Raw genomic sequence first — 13,910 nt, forward strand, 5'->3', positions numbered from 1 at the left:
ATGAACGGATGGGAATGTTCAGGGGTTCTCTAGATGGAGAAGTGATGGCACCGTGAGCCGCCTGAGATACGCGGGGTGCCGGACGGTTCCATGTGGGGGAACTTCGCCTGCAACACCAGTGTCGGGGGGCGAAATCCCCGACTTTGCGGTCTCTTGCCGTGATGTGGGCCACCGGTCGCGAAGCCCGTGTGTGGCGGCGGTTTCGGCCGTTGTGAAGGCGGACACGTCACGGTTTGGAAAAGGACCCCGAGCCGTCGTGCCGCGCGGCCCCGGTCACCGCGGCCCGGTGCGGTGAAGCCGCGATTCGGAGAGGGTCCACGCGGTAGAAGGACGGGGGCGTGGAAGCGGCCACGGGGAATTCCCCGCACGGGAGTCGGTGGGGTTGTGGCCGCGGGCGGTGGCCGAGCAGTACGAGGAACTCAGGCCGCGATTCCCCGATGTCCGGGCCTGCCGGCAGACCGCCCGCGACAGCGACGTCATCAACGGCCACGGCAGGGCCCGCCAGGAAGAAGGGAATGCGTGACCTGTGCGAAGGCGGGGCAGGAACGCACAGGACGGCGGCGTGCGCGGCGTCCGGCACCGGTGGAGCCACGCCGTTCGTCGTCGGTACCGGAGCATCGGCCAGACCAGCGGCGAGGACGGAGACCTGCCTGGGGAAGCGGTCCGCCGTGCCACCCGCCCGTACACCCGAAGGAGAGTGAGGACATGGTCGACACAGCCACTCCGACTCCGCGTATCGACCTCGGCGGCGTCGTGGTCGCCACGGCCCTGCCCTACCGGGGGGACGCGTTCGCGCCCGGCGGCCTGACCGTGGACCACGAGGCCTACGCCCACCACTGCCGCTGGCTGATCTCCCACGGCTGCCGGGGCATCGGCCCCAACGGGTCGCTGGGGGAGTATTCCTCCCTCACCGACGCCGAACGCCGCGCCGTCGCGCGCACCGCGATCGAGGCGGTGGACGGGACCGGAATCGTCGTCGTGGGTGTGCACGGCGTGGGGGCGCACCAGGCGCGGCACTGGGCCGAGCTCGCCGCCGCGGACGGCGCCGACGCCGTCCTGTGCTTGCCGCCGACGCTGTACCGGGCGAACCGGGCGGAGGTCGTCGACCACTATCGGGCAGTCGCGTCGGTCGGGCTGCCGGTCGTGCTCTACAACAACCCCCGCGACACGAAGGTCGACCTGACCCCTGACCTCATCGCCGAGCTGTCCCGGATCGACAATGTCGTCGCCGTCAAGGAGTTCTCCGGTGACCCGGCCCGGGTATCGCAGATCCGCGAGCTCGCCCCGGAAATCCAGGTGATCGCGGGAGCGGACGACCTCGTGCTGGACAACCTCACCGACGGAGCCACCGGCTGGTTCGCGGGGCTGCCCAACGCCTTCCCGGCGGAGTGCGTGCGGATGTTCGACCTGATCCGCGCGGGCAAGACAAAGGAGGCCACGGCACTCCACGCCGAACTCCTGCCGCTCCTCCGCTGGGACACGCGGACGGAGTTCGTGCAGGCCGTGAAGTTGGTGATGGACATGGCGGGGCGGAAGGGCGGGCCGTGCCGCCCGCCGCGCGGGCCGCTGGTCGCCGAGCACCGCGACGACATCATCGCCGCCACACGGCGCGCCATGGCCTACATCGCCACACTCGACACCCCCCGCCCCCAGCGGGCCCCGCGTCCGCGCGGATCGACAGCCCCGGCGGAGAAGGGATCACCCCAGCGGCCCCGTACCCCGAAGAACAAGCGGGCGGCGGCGGGTGGCACACACTGACCGGACCACCAGCGCGGTCGACTCCCACACCGAGGGAATGCCCACGCGCGGCGTCACCTGCACGGGTTCGCCTTCTGACGGAGCGCATCGACCGCGTGCCGCCCGAATCCGCCGCGATCGTCCGGCACCCTCATCACGTATGAAGATCACGCGCGGATCCGGTCACGGGTAGCGTGGCGTGCAGAGGCGCGCCACGGCCGAGGAGGAAGGCGCCATGGAGAAGATCCTGGTCAGCGCCTGCCTGATTGGCAGGCGCGTGCGATTCGACGGACGTGCCAAGACCGTCGAGGACGAGATCCTCGACCGATGGCGCGCAGAGAGACGCCTGGTGGTCCACTGCCCCGAGGTCGCCGGTGGCCTGCCCGTCCCCCGCCCGCCGGCCGAGATCGAGGCGGCGTCGGGCGCCACGGCCGTCCTCACCGGCAACGCCCGCATCAGAACCCCGCAGGGCGCCGATGTCACCACCTTCTTCCTCGCCGGAGCCCACGCCGCCCTCGACACCGCCCGGCAGCACGGGGTCCGCATCGCCATCCTGAAGGAGTCCAGCCCCTCCTGCGGCGTCCACCGCGTCTACGACGGATCCTTCACCGGCGCCACCACCTCGGGCCCGGGCGTCACCGCCCGCCTCCTCCTCGACAACGGCATCGCGGTCTTCACCGAATCCGAACTCCCCGAGGCCGTCGCCCACCTCCAGGCCCTCGAAGCCAGTCCTGAACAGAACGGGTTGTGATCCCACGCCCCCCAGTCACGTGCGCTACCCAAGCACGCGGTCTGCGCAGGTCACCCCGGTAAGCGCCAGCCACTCGGCCTCGGCATCCCCGCTCTGGCCGCAGGAGCTGTCACGAGCACGCTCTGAGATGCGATAGAGTCTTACTCGTTGGCGGGGACGGAAAAGCCCCGAACAGCACCGGGACGTAGCGCAGTTTGGTAGCGCACTTGACTGGGGGTCAAGGGGTCGTGGGTTCAAATCCCGCCGTCCCGACAGCGAAGTAGCACGTTAGAGGCTCGTTGCCCTCCTAGGGTAACGGGCCTTTCTCGTCTCTGTGGGTACATCATGGGTAATGATCTTGGTCGGCGGTGCCGCGATGGGGATGCACCGGCGGTATTTGTGCCGGTACGGCTCCAGTAGATGATCCAAAATCTCAACCTGTGATGAAGGCCACATACGCGCCCGCTCGATGAGCGATGCCTCCCACCGGGCGTCCAGGGACCGCAGGAGCTTCTCCCGCATCGCCGGAGTCGGATGCGAATACGTCGCCTGCACGGTGCCGTTCTCGTGTCCCATCCGCTCGTCCTTCAGCGGCTCGGCGATGCCGTCCTCATCCATCCACACTTTGCCGCTGTGCCGGTGCCCGTGCGGGGTCAACCCCTCGGTGATGGGCAGCCACGCCGCGGTCGCCCGCTCCGCCGCTCCCCGCCCTTTCAGCGGGACACCGGGCCACGGGCCGGCCCCCACCGGTACGGGCCGCTCCGGCAGCGGCTTCTTCGTCGGATACCACCCCCACACCGCCGGGTAGAACACACCGGAGCGGAAGTTGGACCGCGTCCAGTGCGCCTCGGTCGCGCGCGTCGTCGGCGCGCTCGTGAACCCCAGGTTGGCGATGGCGGCCTCGACGCGGGCCCGCGTCGAGGCGCGAACAACGTCGGGGCGATTAAGCACGTTGTACACGGTTCCCGTCGACACCCCAGCCTCCGTGGCGACCGCCTTCAGCGACGGCCCGGAGCGCGACACGATGCCGACCGGACCCGGGAAGATGTGAATCCCTGCAGGATGGCTGTACTTTTCCCGGAACTCCGGGGCGTCCTCGTGCTTCACGCAGGGGCAGGTCCCAGCAGAGGGGCTGATCGCAGGCAGGGTGCGGATCTGGTGCCGGAGCAGCCGGGCGATGTGGGTGGGGACATCGGCAACCCGCCGCTTGCCGTCCTTCGGCAGCTTGCGGATGATGCTGCCGTCGTTGAGCCCGTACAGCTGCCAATGGATATGGAGCCGGGCCATTTCGAGCGCGGTCCGCTCCAGGCCGATCACCTCGCCGAACCGCATGCACATGTAGGGCATGGTGACGCCGATGACGAATTCGGCGTCCCTGCCGGTGAGCAGGGCCATGCGTTCGGCGATGAGGAGTGCCCCGAGCGGGGTGGTCCACATCTCGTCGTCGTCGCGTCGCTTTTGGGCGTCGGCGAGGACGCGGCGCTCCTCGATGCTGCCACGGGTGGAGCGCCGCCGCACCGGCGCCCGGGGTATGGCTTGCTGTGCGACGGCGTCCTCGAGCATGTTGTCGAGGCGGCCGCGGGCCTGCCGTGCGGTGGAGGCCGCGTAGGCGCTGCGGATTTTCCGTTCCCAGGCGTCGATCTCCTGGTCGGCGTAGGCGAGAGAGTTGAGTGTCCGGTTGCCGAACGCAGGCAGGATGAATGACTGCAGCAGGTAGGCGTAGTGCTGCTGGGTGCCGGGGATCGAGGATTGGGCCGGCAGCCAGTTGTTGGCCCATTCGGTGAGGGTGATTTCGCCGTCGCGTGGGTCGATCCAGGTGCCTTTGGTGATTTTGGCGATCTGTTCCCACCCGTGGGCTTCTGCTTCTTCGTGTGTGGTGAACCCGCTGCCGAGGGGGACCATCTCGCCGTCAGCGGTTCGGTACCTGACACGGAATGTGTTCCGCCGCTTCTCTACATAGGGGCGCATCGTGCTCCTGTCTTTGGGGGCAGGGTCAATTCTGCCGGGATGCGCTGATGGGTGGGGAAGGGAGCGGGAAACCCCGGAGCGGGCGGGGTCGTCGCTGTGCGCCGGTGGGGCGGCGATTCTTATGCGGTCGGTCTGGGGTGGGGCAGTGGGGAGAGCTGGATAGGTTGCTGCTCCTCAGGGGTGATGTGGTGGTGCACGTCGGCACCCGGGTGAAGAAGGCCGTGTGAGCCCATGATCTCCTCGAAATTGATGCGGTAGGCCCTGACGGGGACGTAGATGCCGTAGCTCAGCAACCACAGGGTCAGTGTGGAGTCGTCGCAGAGCCGGACGGCGGCCTCGGCGATGTCGAGGCAGTCCACGTGGGGGTGGATGTCCACGCGGACTTTTTCCTCGGCGAGGCGGGACACGGTGATCGGGCTGGAGTCGGGGCTGGGCCGTGGTGTCGCGGCCAGCTCTAGTTGTCGGATTGTAGGTTCTTTGATTTGGATTGTGGCTCGGGTGCGCACCAGAGTCCTTCCTCCCACACGTCGTCGTGCGGGTCCCCTCGTCGTCCTGGTGGCCCAATTTCCTGGTGAGGGACGACAGTAACTCAGGTGAATCTGGCACACCAGATTCACCGAGCCCGAAATAGTAAAAATTTCAGCTGATCACGGTGCGTATTGCCACAGGTCGCATAAGGTTTTGGGTATCTCTCACGACGAAATCTCCGCCTATCTCTAGGCGGTAAAGATAGGCAGACCTAAATTAAATGAGGTCTGCCTTCTCTTTGTCGATGTATTTCAACGAGTCACGAAAAGCCCCCAGCACCTGCTGCTGGGTGTAGTCGGCAGGGAGTCGGAGCTGGGTCCACGTCCCGGGCGAGAACATCAGGATCCACATGACGGTTTCCTCGTCGGCCATGGGGTTGCGCAGGAGCGCCCACCCCACGGGGAGGGAGGCCGCCGGGACTTCCTGGGACTCCTCCCAGAACTCCGGCTCATAGAACTGGTGGCCGCTGAGCGATGCATCGGGGTCCCGGGAGGCCTGCTCATCGGCGGAGGACTGTGCCGGCGATGGGTCGCCGCCGTCCAGGATGCGCTGGATGCTCCCGGCCTCGTACTGGTATGCGCGATCGATTTCGTAGAGCGTTCCCTGGGTGAAGGGGTGGGGTGCCCCGCGCTCGGCTCGCTGGAGAGTCTTGTAATTGACTCCGGTCTCTCGGCTGAGCGCCGCCAGAGATTTGTAGCCCACCTGTACGCGGCGCGCCTTCAGCATGCTCGCCAACCGAGCCCAGGACTCTGTGCTGCTGACCTGTGACACCGCGTACTCCTCTCTGGGGACCCTACCGATTATGCGGACTCAGTAGGACACAGGCAACCAGTCTAGACCCCCTATTTCGCGGCTGATAGGTCCCCCTGTCCTTGGGGCCTAGTGAGTCCTATCTTCACGGGAAGAAATAGGACTGAACGAGCAAATGAGTCTCACCAGGGGTTGTATAGTCGGACTCTGAGTCCTAACGTGTCCTACATGCCAGTCAAATCGACCGCTAAGCACAACGGTGCGGCGATCCGCAGCATCCGAGTCAGCCAGGGCAGGTCATGTGCGGAAGTCGCCGCCAGCATCGGCATCCACGAGCAGACCCTCCGCAACCTGGAGCTTTACGACTCAACGACACCGAGAAAGAAGCGGTGCGGGGTCGAGCTAATCCACCGCATCGCGAGAGAGCTGAACGTACCGGTCAACGCGCTGCTGATGGAGTCGATCAGCCACTGCTGCGAAGCAGTCGGAGGCGACGCGTCATGACTGGCCTAGAGGTCGATGGCGTTGTCCAGCACCACCTGGTCGGCCGGGATGACGATCTCCCGGCACGCCTCGACGACCAGGTCGTCCGCGATGAGGCGGCGGCGGATCGCCTGTACGGGCACGCCGGAGGGCATGCGCAGTGTCTCCGCCTCGTCGGGGGTGGGCATGCGCGCGGTGACGGACTCCTCCACCCGCACGATGGGGTGGCCGAGGTGGCGGGCCTGCGCCAGCGTTCCGCCCGGCCACGGCTCCCTCTCGGGGTCGGCGATCGGGGTTCCGCCCACCAGTTCCCACGGCAGGTAGTTGACGCTGATCTGCGACGGCTGTCCGGCCGCGTAGAACACGAAGTGCCTGCGCAACAGGGCGGTGCCGGGTTCGACCCCCAGCATGTCGGCGAGGTCGTCGTCAGCGTCCACCTGCGCGTAGTCCCGATCCAGCCGGTACGCCGACCAGGGAATGTTCTGATCCTTGGTGAACGAGGTCTGCGGCTGCTCAGGGGTAGGGGTGGCCGCCAGGTCCGCGCGGTAGCGCTCCATCGCGAGACGCCGTACGACCGGACGGCGGAGCACGTAGTTCCCCGACCCGTGCCGCTTCTCGACCAACCCGTCCTCGGCGAGCGCGCCGAGCGCTTGGCGGACGGTCGGCACCGACACGTCGTACCGCTCCGCAAGTGCGGCTTCGGACGGCAGCTTGACGCCGACGGGATGGACGCCTGCGGTGATGTCGCGACGCACGGCGGCAGCCACCAGATCGTGTTTCGCCACGTTATCTCCGCTTTCCCCACCGGTGCCTGTGCCGCGATCGAGTCTAGTCCTCACAAACCCTTGATGACTTCAGAGGACCGGTCTACGGTAGTCATTAACTCATCCTTAGGACTTTATGAGCCGGAGATGAGCTGGACCGTCCGCTCTCGCCCGTCCCTGCGTGGCCACGTGTCCCGGGAGCGGGCGGTCACCCCCATCCCCAACTGCGCGTGCATAGGAGGCCCCATGCCTGACGACGTGCTGTTGACCGAGCCCCATGAGGCGGGTGCCGCATGACCACACCGGACGATGACCTGCGCACCTACACGCCTGAGGAAGTCGTCGAGCACTGGCTGCCGACCGCGACGCCGGACGGGCTCCGCAAGCAGGCGCAGCGCGGGAAGATCGCGCACCGCCGCATCGGCAGGAACAGGCAGATCGTGTTCACCCGCGCCGATATCGCCGCGCTCCTCGACGCCGCAGCGGTCCCCGTGGGTGAACCCGTCGGCTCGTCAGCCAGGCGTCGAGCGCCTGCGAGGTCAGCGCCTCGCCGCGCTACCCCGCGCGACAACGTCTCAGCACTTCCGCTGCAACCCAAGCCGGATTCGGCCCGGCGCATCAGCTTCTGACACAGATGTGCCCCCGCCCGGACCCAACTCCAGGCGAGGGCGTGGCCCCACCCAACCAAGAGAAAGGAACAGGGCCGTGCAACAGAGTAACCGACCCGAGCCGCCGCAGCGGCTGCTCACCCGCGAGACGCAGGAGTGGATCATCCCCTCCTGCGCGGAAACCGAGGTCAAGACCGACCGCGGCGGCCGCCCGCGGATCGGCATCTTCACGTCCGTCGAGGCTCTGGACCCGGCGATGGCCATCGAGATCGTCGGCGACCCGGCCGAGTCCGCCGTGGCTGCCCGGGACCTGTCCCGTGCTTTCGAGCTGCTGGCCGACCACCTGGACGACCAAGCGATGCGCGGGGTGCGCCATGAGTGAGCGCACCACGATCACCCGCCCGGCGGCGGACGTGCTGATCACCATCCGCGAGGCCGAGGAGCGATTCGGCTGCCCCCGGCGGGAGCTGGAGCGGCATATCCGCAGCGGTCGCCTGGACGTGGTGCGCCGCCCCGGCAAGGGCCCCCGGCAGTTGGTGGAGGCGCAGGTGTGCGCCCTGCTGCAGCGCACAGGAGCAGGAGGTGTGTCATGACCACCCCGATCCCCCCAGGCCGCTGGGACCACGCTGACTACTCGCCGCTGCTGTATGACGCGATGCACCAGGCGGGCCAGCGCGTGGAGCAGTCCGACGAGGTGCTGTTCCACGTCGTCGCCGGGTGTGAGCAGGTCGATGCTCTGGTGTCCCTGATCAGGCGGCTGTCGGACGCGCGGGAGGAGCGGCGCGAGGCGCGCTCTGCCCCTGCCCACAACGGTCATCCCGTCCGGGTGGAGCAGGAGCCCGCGTCAGTGCGGGCGGCCTGCGACGAGAGGTTCGCCGCTCATCAGGAGGCGTACCGGATCCGGCGCGCCTATCGCGAGGAGATGCAGGCGAACGCCGATCTCGCCGATGGTGTGCGGCGCCTCGCACAGCGCGCGGCCGACCAGGCATCCGCCAAGACGCCGGAGGAGCCGCGGGCGGATCTCCTCGCTGACACCCCGCCTGGGGAGTTCCCGGAGTGGATCAAGTTCGGGCGGGACGCCAGTGACGCGGGCTACGACGCCCCGCATTTCTACTGCAGCCGGTGCCGGAACCCCGTCACGGGGCTGCGCAGCCGTTTCGATGCGATGCGCATGCCGGTGCGTGACGCCGCCCGGATGCACATCCGCGAGATCCACGAGCGGGGTGAGCGCGGTGAATGACGCCGAACTGTACGTGTTCCTCGTGTTCTTCGTCGCGCTGCTGGTGGTCGGCGTCCTCGCCCTGGTGGCCGTGGGGTGGATCGCCCGCGGGTGGGCGGACGCCCCCATGTGGCGCCGCCAGGAGCGTGAGGTCGCGACGCGCGACGAGATCATCGCCGCCGCTGAGCAGGCGGGCTACATCCACGCCGACCCGCGAGGGAGGCACACGCGATGACCAATCTGATGACCCTGCTGCGGATGCTGTTGGGCCCTGCCTACCGACCGCAGCAGCCGATCGAGACCGCCACCCCGCACGACATCCGGCTGCTGCTGGACCAACTGCCCGAGCTGGCGGACGACGTCCGGGGGTCGCTGGTCAACGGCGAGGCCACCGACTGGCGGCCGGATGCGGCAGCGCGGCTGGTGTCGGACGCCGCAGCGCTCCGGGACACCGCCTCGGCGATCGCGGAGGCCGTGCAGGTGGTGCTGCGGCGCGAGGCGGAGATGGCCCCGCTGCTGGAGGAGATCCGGGCCATGGAGGACCTACGGGATCTGCCGGAGGCGGGTGAGGACCGGTGAGCGCGCCCGCCCCCGCTCAGCTGGCCTCCCCGTGGGACGTCCCGTGCACCTACTGGATCGGTTCCCGCTCTTGCGGGTCTACCCCGACCCGCCTGTATGCGCAGGGTCGCCGCTGCCGAGCCCACACCCCCGCCGCTGTGCGCGGCCTGCCCGAGCCGGGGCGGGCCGCCAAGACCAAGGAGACCAAGCGATGACCGCCACGCTTTCCACGCCCACGGGCCACCTGCTCGGCTCCTGGCCCTCCGGGTCCGAAGCCTGGCACGCCGCCCGCGCCGGGCGCCTCGGCGGAAGCGATATGGCCGCCGTGCTCGGCAGGTCGCCGTGGGTGTCGCACTACCGCCTGTGGCATTTGAAGCAGGGCCTGGTCCAGGACCTGCCGACCACCGAGGCGCAGGCGCGCGGCCACTACCTGGAACCCGCGATCGCGAGTTGGTTCGCTGACCGCCACCCCGAGTTCGAGGTGGTGGAGGCCGGAACCTTCACCAACGTGGAGCGGGACTACCAGCTGGCCAACCCTGACCGGCTCCTGCTGCAGGACGGGCGCGTCCGCGCGGTGCTGGAGTTGAAGTCCGACGCCGGGGACGGCGAGGGGTGGGGCCGGGAGGGCACCGACGAAGTCCCGCTCTACTACCGGACGCAGATCCAGTGGTACCTGGACTGCCTGGGGTTGGACACCGCCCATGTGGCGATGATCGGGCGCGGCCTGGAGTTCCGCGAATACCAGGTGGCCTACGACCCGGCCGACGCCACGCTCCTCCGCCAGCATGCCGAGCAGTTCCTCGACTCGATGCTGTTCGGCGAGGTCCCCGACAAGGACACCACCGACTCCACCTACCTCACGGTGCGCCAGCTCCACCCGTCCATCGAGGACCGCGAGGTTGAGCTGTCCCTGGACCAGGTCGCGGCGTTCACCCAGGGGCGCGAGGACAAGCTCGCCGCCGACGCCGCGTGGAATCTCGCCCGCTCACAGATGGGCGACCTCATGGGAAACGCGCGCCGCGCCTGCTTCCTGGGCCAGCGCATCGCCGCCCGCCAGGCGCGCGGGGATGCCCCGCCATTTGTGGTGGCCGACCGCAAGTGCCCGCCCCACACCGACTTCATCGCTGAGGAGTTCACCGCATGACTGAGATCGCGCTTCGCGCTGACCTGCCCGACCGCATGGAGTACGCCCGCACCCTGGCCTCCTCCGGGCTGCTGCCCAAGGCCTACCGAGGCCAGCCCGCTAACGTCCTGTTCGCCGTGGAGTACGGGCGCGCCCTGGGGTTGGAGCCCATCACCGCCATCAACTCCGTCCATGTCATCGAGGGCAAGCCCTCGGCGTCCTCGGGGCTCATCTCTGCGCTGGTGCGGCGGGCCGGGCACCGGCTGCGCATCCGGGTGCACCGCGACGAGGGCCTGGAGGCCGTCGCGCAGATCATCCGCGCTGATGACCCCGACTTCACGTTCGAGTCCCGGTGGGACCTGGCGCGCGCACAACGCGCCGGGGTCGCCACCAAGCAGGTATGGAAGTCCTACCCGGAGGCCATGCTCAAGGCCCGCGCGATCACCGAGGTGGCCCGCGAGGCGTGCGAGGAGGCGCTGCTGGGGGTCGGCTACACCCCCGAGGAGCTGGGGGCGGAGGTCGACCCCGACGGCAACGTCGTTAGTGTTCCCGACGCTCAGCACCGGGCGGGGGCGACGATCGCCGAGGCGGTCGCCGAGACCACCCAGGCGACCACAGAGCAGTCGGAGCCTCAGGTGGATCCGGATCGGATGCGCTACATGGGCGGGCTCATGCGCCACCTGGGCATGGGCTCCGCCGACGCGCTGCCGTTCGTTACGGAGGTTGTCGGCCGCGAGGTCGCCAACCGGTCGGAGATGACCGCTGAGGAGGTCGAGCAGGTCATCTCCGCTCTGGAGAAGCGGGCAGAGGAGCGCCACGAGCAGGACAGCGGCGAGGAGCGTGCGCCCGCGAAGCGCTTCCACGGGACCGACGACGACTTCGAGCCTGAAGACGAGCCGGTCGACGCTGAGGTCATCGAGCCCTTGCCCGAGGGTCGGGGTTCGTTTGCCTGCGACGAGTGCGGCAAGGCGCTTCCGGCGCCTCCCGGAACGATGGTCGTCCACCCGGATGTGCGGCTGCTCTGCGATGAGTGCGGGGACCAGTCGTGATCGCGCGGCTCGCCTCACTGTTCCGCCGGTCCCGCCCTGAGGGCGGGCCGGTGGCCCCCGCCCCTCCTCTGGTGCCGGACCCCGATGGCGACACCGCCATCTCCCACATGCATCACGCTCACCGGCTGGTGGCTGTGGCCCGCCTGCTGCACGGCCGTGCCCTGGTCGGACACACCTGCCTAGACCTGAATCGCGTTGACGATGCGGCTGTCGAGGCCATTGAGCGGCTGAAGACCTTCCGCGCCCGGCTGGCCGATGAGCGCTCGCTGCTCGCCCAAGCTGCGGACGCCGACCCCGACGACCTGACAGGGGGTGCGTGATGAACAGGTCGCTGATTGCTCAGATCCGCGCCTACGGGGTGCGGGTGGTGCCCGACACCGCCCCCACCGCAGCCACCGCGGCACCACCAGAGGTCCCGGTCGTGCTCGCCGACCCCAGCACCGCCGGTTCTCCCGCTGAGTGGCTGGAGGCCAAGTTCGACCGGGCGCTGCGGCTGCGTGACCGCGTCCGGTACCTGAACCGACACGCACCGAAATCTGTCGAGCTGGCGCGGCTCCGCGCTGAGCTGGCCGACCTGGAGGAGGGGCTGTGACTGACCACGTGATTGGGCGGGACGACGCCCACGTCGTCACGGATACGGCGCCCCGGCACCACGCTGGGCTGCTGGGTGAGCCCACCCCGGAGCAGGCCGCGCTCGCCGCCTACATCGCCGATGTGGGCCCGTGCCCGCCGGAGGCCATGGCCAGGGCCATCACCACCACGTGGGCGCTGACAGAGCGCACGGGCAGCGACGAGCCGCTGGTGGTCCGCTGGGAGGGCACTTTCATCCACCCGGACGACCCGGCCGAGGACACGGTGGTGTGCTGCACCACCGCAGATGGCCGCCCGGTCGCGCTCCTGCTGGACGCTGAGCACGCGGAGGCGCTGGCCGGGCCGCTCCTCGACGGCGGGGAGGTGCCGCAGTGACCGCCGGGATCCCGTTCCGCTGGCTGGAAGTTGGCCCGGTCGACACGTCCTGGCATCCGCGTGCGGCGTGCCGGGGCGCGGATCCCGAGCTGTTCTATCCGCGCGGCCGGGGGAGTGCGGGGGTGGCGCGCGCCCGCCGTATCTGCAAGGCGTGCCCGACCCGGCAGTTGTGCCTCGACGCTGCCCTGGCGGTGCCCCACGCCCTGGACTACGGCATCTGGGCTGGAACCACGCGTGAGCAGCGCAGACGGATGCGGCAGGACCGCGCCGCCTGAACCCCCGCCCCGCCTGCCGTCCTCGGGCGGGGCGGGACCACCCGGGCGCCCCGACCTCGGGGGACGGGGCGCCCCTTGACCACCCCCACGGCCCGCCCGGATCGGGGGATGCCGGGCGGGCCACCCCCACCAAGGAAGGACCACCGTGACCAGCACAGCACACGACTACGCACCCGCTATCGCCTTCGACCTCGTCGTCCGCGGGCGTCCCGCGCCGCAGGGATCGAAAAAGGCGTTCAATCACAACAGCACCGGCAAGATCATCACCCAAGAGATGTCGAAGTACGTGCGCCCATGGCGCCAGGACGTGCGCGCCGCCGCCGAAGACGCGCTCCGCCTAGAAGACGACCCGCACGCCTTCCCGCTGAACGGGCCGCTCTCGGTGGACATGGTGTTCAGCGTCGAGCGTCCCAAGAGCCACTTCGGGACGGGTCGCAATGCCGGCGTCCTCAAGCGGTCCGCCCCGCCGTACCCGGCGAGCATGCCGGACCTCTCTAAGCTCCTTCGCTCCACCGAGGACGCGTTGACATCGGCGGGAGTGTGGCGCGATGACGCCCGCGTCGTCGAATGCGGGCGCCTGGCCAAGGTCTACACCGCCTCCGGCGACCCCGACTCCCTGCAGGTGCCCGGCGCGGTGATCCGCGTTCGCCGCTTGGAGGTGGCGTGATGGCTGCGGCGACCTGCAAGCGGGGTCACCCCCGCACCGCAGAGACCACCTACACCGACGCCCAGGGGGACCTTCGGTGCCGTCCGTGCGCCCGCCAAGTGAAGGCCGACCAGCGCGCCAGTTCGCAGAAGCGCCCACCGCGGATCCGGGAGAAGCGGGCGGCAGCGGACCTGTCGTGGGCGGTGGACGCCGCCTGCCGCGGCGAGGACATCAACCTCTTCTTCGGCCCCGACGGCGAGCACCAGACAGCCAAAGAAGCCCGCGAGGACAAGGCGCGCGAGATCTGCCACGTGTGCCCGATCCGCCGGGAGTGCGCTGAGTACGCGCTCACCGCTCCGGAGCGTGACGGGTTCTGGGGCGGCCTCAACGAAGACGAGCGGACCTCGGAACGCCGACGCCGGACCCGCCGCGCTAACGCCGCCTGACCCAGCCCGCCCGCCGTGTCTTCGGAGCGCCATGGACACGGCGGGCCCCACACCTGGAGG

The 13,910-nt window shown here is 69.2% G+C and carries 22 protein-coding genes and 1 tRNA gene; 19 read left to right on the forward strand and 4 right to left on the reverse strand.

Annotation, left to right across the window (positions count from 1 at the left end):
- Positions 1–705: 705 nt before the first annotated feature.
- The 3 genes from CDO52_RS12690 to CDO52_RS12700 all read left to right on the forward strand — a co-directional run bounded on the left by CDO52_RS12690 (position 706) and on the right by CDO52_RS12700 (position 2,740).
- A complete protein-coding gene (locus tag CDO52_RS12690; protein ID WP_017616871.1) occupies positions 706–1,758 on the forward strand; it encodes a dihydrodipicolinate synthase family protein in 1,053 nt (350 codons plus the stop codon).
- A gap of 214 nt (positions 1,759–1,972) precedes the next feature.
- A complete protein-coding gene (locus CDO52_RS12695; protein WP_017616870.1) occupies positions 1,973–2,488 on the forward strand; it encodes a DUF523 domain-containing protein in 516 nt (171 codons plus the stop codon).
- A 178-nt stretch (positions 2,489–2,666) separates the two neighbouring features.
- A tRNA-Pro gene (locus CDO52_RS12700) sits at positions 2,667–2,740 on the forward strand.
- 15 nt (positions 2,741–2,755) lie between these two features.
- Here CDO52_RS12700 and CDO52_RS29450 read toward each other — a convergent pair.
- The 3 genes from CDO52_RS29450 to CDO52_RS12715 all read right to left on the reverse strand — a co-directional run bounded on the left by CDO52_RS29450 (position 2,756) and on the right by CDO52_RS12715 (position 5,734).
- Positions 2,756–4,435, reverse strand: coding sequence for a LacI family DNA-binding transcriptional regulator (locus CDO52_RS29450; protein WP_017616869.1), 1,680 nt, complete (start codon positions 4,433–4,435; stop codon positions 2,756–2,758).
- A 119-nt stretch (positions 4,436–4,554) separates the two neighbouring features.
- On the reverse strand, positions 4,555–4,812 hold the full coding sequence (locus tag CDO52_RS12710; protein WP_017616868.1) for a hypothetical protein: 258 nt from the start codon (positions 4,810–4,812) through the stop codon (positions 4,555–4,557).
- A gap of 367 nt (positions 4,813–5,179) precedes the next feature.
- Positions 5,180–5,734, reverse strand: a complete 555-nt coding sequence (locus tag CDO52_RS12715) for a helix-turn-helix domain-containing protein (RefSeq protein WP_017616867.1) — start codon at positions 5,732–5,734, stop codon at positions 5,180–5,182.
- A gap of 207 nt (positions 5,735–5,941) precedes the next feature.
- Between CDO52_RS12715 and CDO52_RS12720 the strand changes: the two genes are divergently transcribed.
- Positions 5,942–6,217, forward strand: coding sequence for a helix-turn-helix domain-containing protein (locus CDO52_RS12720; RefSeq protein WP_051060633.1), 276 nt, complete (start codon positions 5,942–5,944; stop codon positions 6,215–6,217).
- Positions 6,218–6,222: 5 nt separating this feature from the next.
- Here the strand turns inward: CDO52_RS12720 and CDO52_RS12725 are convergent, their stop codons facing one another.
- Entirely contained in the window at positions 6,223–6,981 is a 759-nt protein-coding gene (locus CDO52_RS12725) for a GntR family transcriptional regulator (RefSeq protein WP_017616865.1), read from the reverse strand.
- Between the two features lie 272 nt (positions 6,982–7,253).
- On the opposite strand from CDO52_RS12725, the gene CDO52_RS12730 reads away from it, so the two are divergent.
- The 15 genes from CDO52_RS12730 (at position 7,254) to CDO52_RS12795 (ending at position 13,850) form a co-directional block, all read left to right on the forward strand.
- On the forward strand, positions 7,254–7,589 hold the full coding sequence (locus CDO52_RS12730) for a hypothetical protein (protein ID WP_017616864.1): 336 nt from the start codon (positions 7,254–7,256) through the stop codon (positions 7,587–7,589).
- 76 nt (positions 7,590–7,665) lie between these two features.
- On the forward strand, positions 7,666–7,950 hold the full coding sequence (locus CDO52_RS12735) for a hypothetical protein (protein WP_017616863.1): 285 nt from the start codon (positions 7,666–7,668) through the stop codon (positions 7,948–7,950).
- Positions 7,943–8,161 carry a type IV toxin-antitoxin system AbiEi family antitoxin domain-containing protein gene (locus CDO52_RS12740; protein ID WP_017616862.1) on the forward strand — a complete coding sequence of 73 codons (219 nt, stop codon included), beginning with the start codon at positions 7,943–7,945 and terminating at the stop codon, positions 8,159–8,161. The genes CDO52_RS12735 and CDO52_RS12740 overlap by 8 nt, the downstream gene beginning before the upstream one ends.
- A complete protein-coding gene (locus tag CDO52_RS12745) occupies positions 8,158–8,808 on the forward strand; it encodes a flagellar biosynthesis protein FlhF (protein ID WP_017616861.1) in 651 nt (216 codons plus the stop codon). Before CDO52_RS12740 ends, CDO52_RS12745 begins: the two co-directional genes overlap by 4 nt.
- Positions 8,801–9,022, forward strand: a complete 222-nt coding sequence (locus CDO52_RS12750; protein WP_152471482.1) for a hypothetical protein — start codon at positions 8,801–8,803, stop codon at positions 9,020–9,022. The genes CDO52_RS12745 and CDO52_RS12750 overlap by 8 nt, the downstream gene beginning before the upstream one ends.
- The gene (locus CDO52_RS12755; RefSeq protein WP_017616859.1) at positions 9,019–9,366 is read left to right on the forward strand and encodes a hypothetical protein; all 348 of its coding nucleotides are present in this window, start codon (positions 9,019–9,021) and stop codon (positions 9,364–9,366) included. The genes CDO52_RS12750 and CDO52_RS12755 overlap by 4 nt, the downstream gene beginning before the upstream one ends.
- Positions 9,363–9,560 carry a hypothetical protein gene (locus tag CDO52_RS27410; protein ID WP_157745554.1) on the forward strand — a complete coding sequence of 66 codons (198 nt, stop codon included), beginning with the start codon at positions 9,363–9,365 and terminating at the stop codon, positions 9,558–9,560. Before CDO52_RS12755 ends, CDO52_RS27410 begins: the two co-directional genes overlap by 4 nt.
- Positions 9,557–10,489 carry a YqaJ viral recombinase family nuclease gene (locus CDO52_RS12760; RefSeq protein WP_017616858.1) on the forward strand — a complete coding sequence of 311 codons (933 nt, stop codon included), beginning with the start codon at positions 9,557–9,559 and terminating at the stop codon, positions 10,487–10,489. Before CDO52_RS27410 ends, CDO52_RS12760 begins: the two co-directional genes overlap by 4 nt.
- Complete coding sequence (locus tag CDO52_RS12765) at positions 10,486–11,517, forward strand: recombinase family protein (protein ID WP_017616857.1); 1,032 nt, start codon at positions 10,486–10,488, stop codon at positions 11,515–11,517. Before CDO52_RS12760 ends, CDO52_RS12765 begins: the two co-directional genes overlap by 4 nt.
- Positions 11,514–11,837: a hypothetical protein gene (locus tag CDO52_RS12770; RefSeq protein WP_017616856.1), complete on the forward strand. Its 324-nt coding sequence runs from the start codon at positions 11,514–11,516 to the stop codon at positions 11,835–11,837. Before CDO52_RS12765 ends, CDO52_RS12770 begins: the two co-directional genes overlap by 4 nt.
- The gene (locus CDO52_RS12775) at positions 11,837–12,109 is read left to right on the forward strand and encodes a hypothetical protein (RefSeq protein ID WP_017616855.1); all 273 of its coding nucleotides are present in this window, start codon (positions 11,837–11,839) and stop codon (positions 12,107–12,109) included. Before CDO52_RS12770 ends, CDO52_RS12775 begins: the two co-directional genes overlap by 1 nt.
- Complete coding sequence (locus CDO52_RS12780) at positions 12,106–12,483, forward strand: hypothetical protein (RefSeq protein ID WP_017616854.1); 378 nt, start codon at positions 12,106–12,108, stop codon at positions 12,481–12,483. The genes CDO52_RS12775 and CDO52_RS12780 overlap by 4 nt, the downstream gene beginning before the upstream one ends.
- The gene (locus tag CDO52_RS12785; protein ID WP_017616853.1) at positions 12,480–12,758 is read left to right on the forward strand and encodes a WhiB family transcriptional regulator; all 279 of its coding nucleotides are present in this window, start codon (positions 12,480–12,482) and stop codon (positions 12,756–12,758) included. Before CDO52_RS12780 ends, CDO52_RS12785 begins: the two co-directional genes overlap by 4 nt.
- A gap of 145 nt (positions 12,759–12,903) precedes the next feature.
- On the forward strand, positions 12,904–13,425 hold the full coding sequence (locus tag CDO52_RS12790; RefSeq protein ID WP_017616852.1) for a RusA family crossover junction endodeoxyribonuclease: 522 nt from the start codon (positions 12,904–12,906) through the stop codon (positions 13,423–13,425).
- Positions 13,425–13,850, forward strand: a complete 426-nt coding sequence (locus tag CDO52_RS12795) for a WhiB family transcriptional regulator (protein ID WP_094932403.1) — start codon at positions 13,425–13,427, stop codon at positions 13,848–13,850. Before CDO52_RS12790 ends, CDO52_RS12795 begins: the two co-directional genes overlap by 1 nt.
- Positions 13,851–13,910: the final 60 nt, after the last annotated feature.

It is taken from the genome of Nocardiopsis gilva YIM 90087, from assembly GCF_002263495.1.
GTDB lineage: Bacteria > Actinomycetota > Actinomycetes > Streptosporangiales > Streptosporangiaceae > Nocardiopsis_C > Nocardiopsis_C gilva.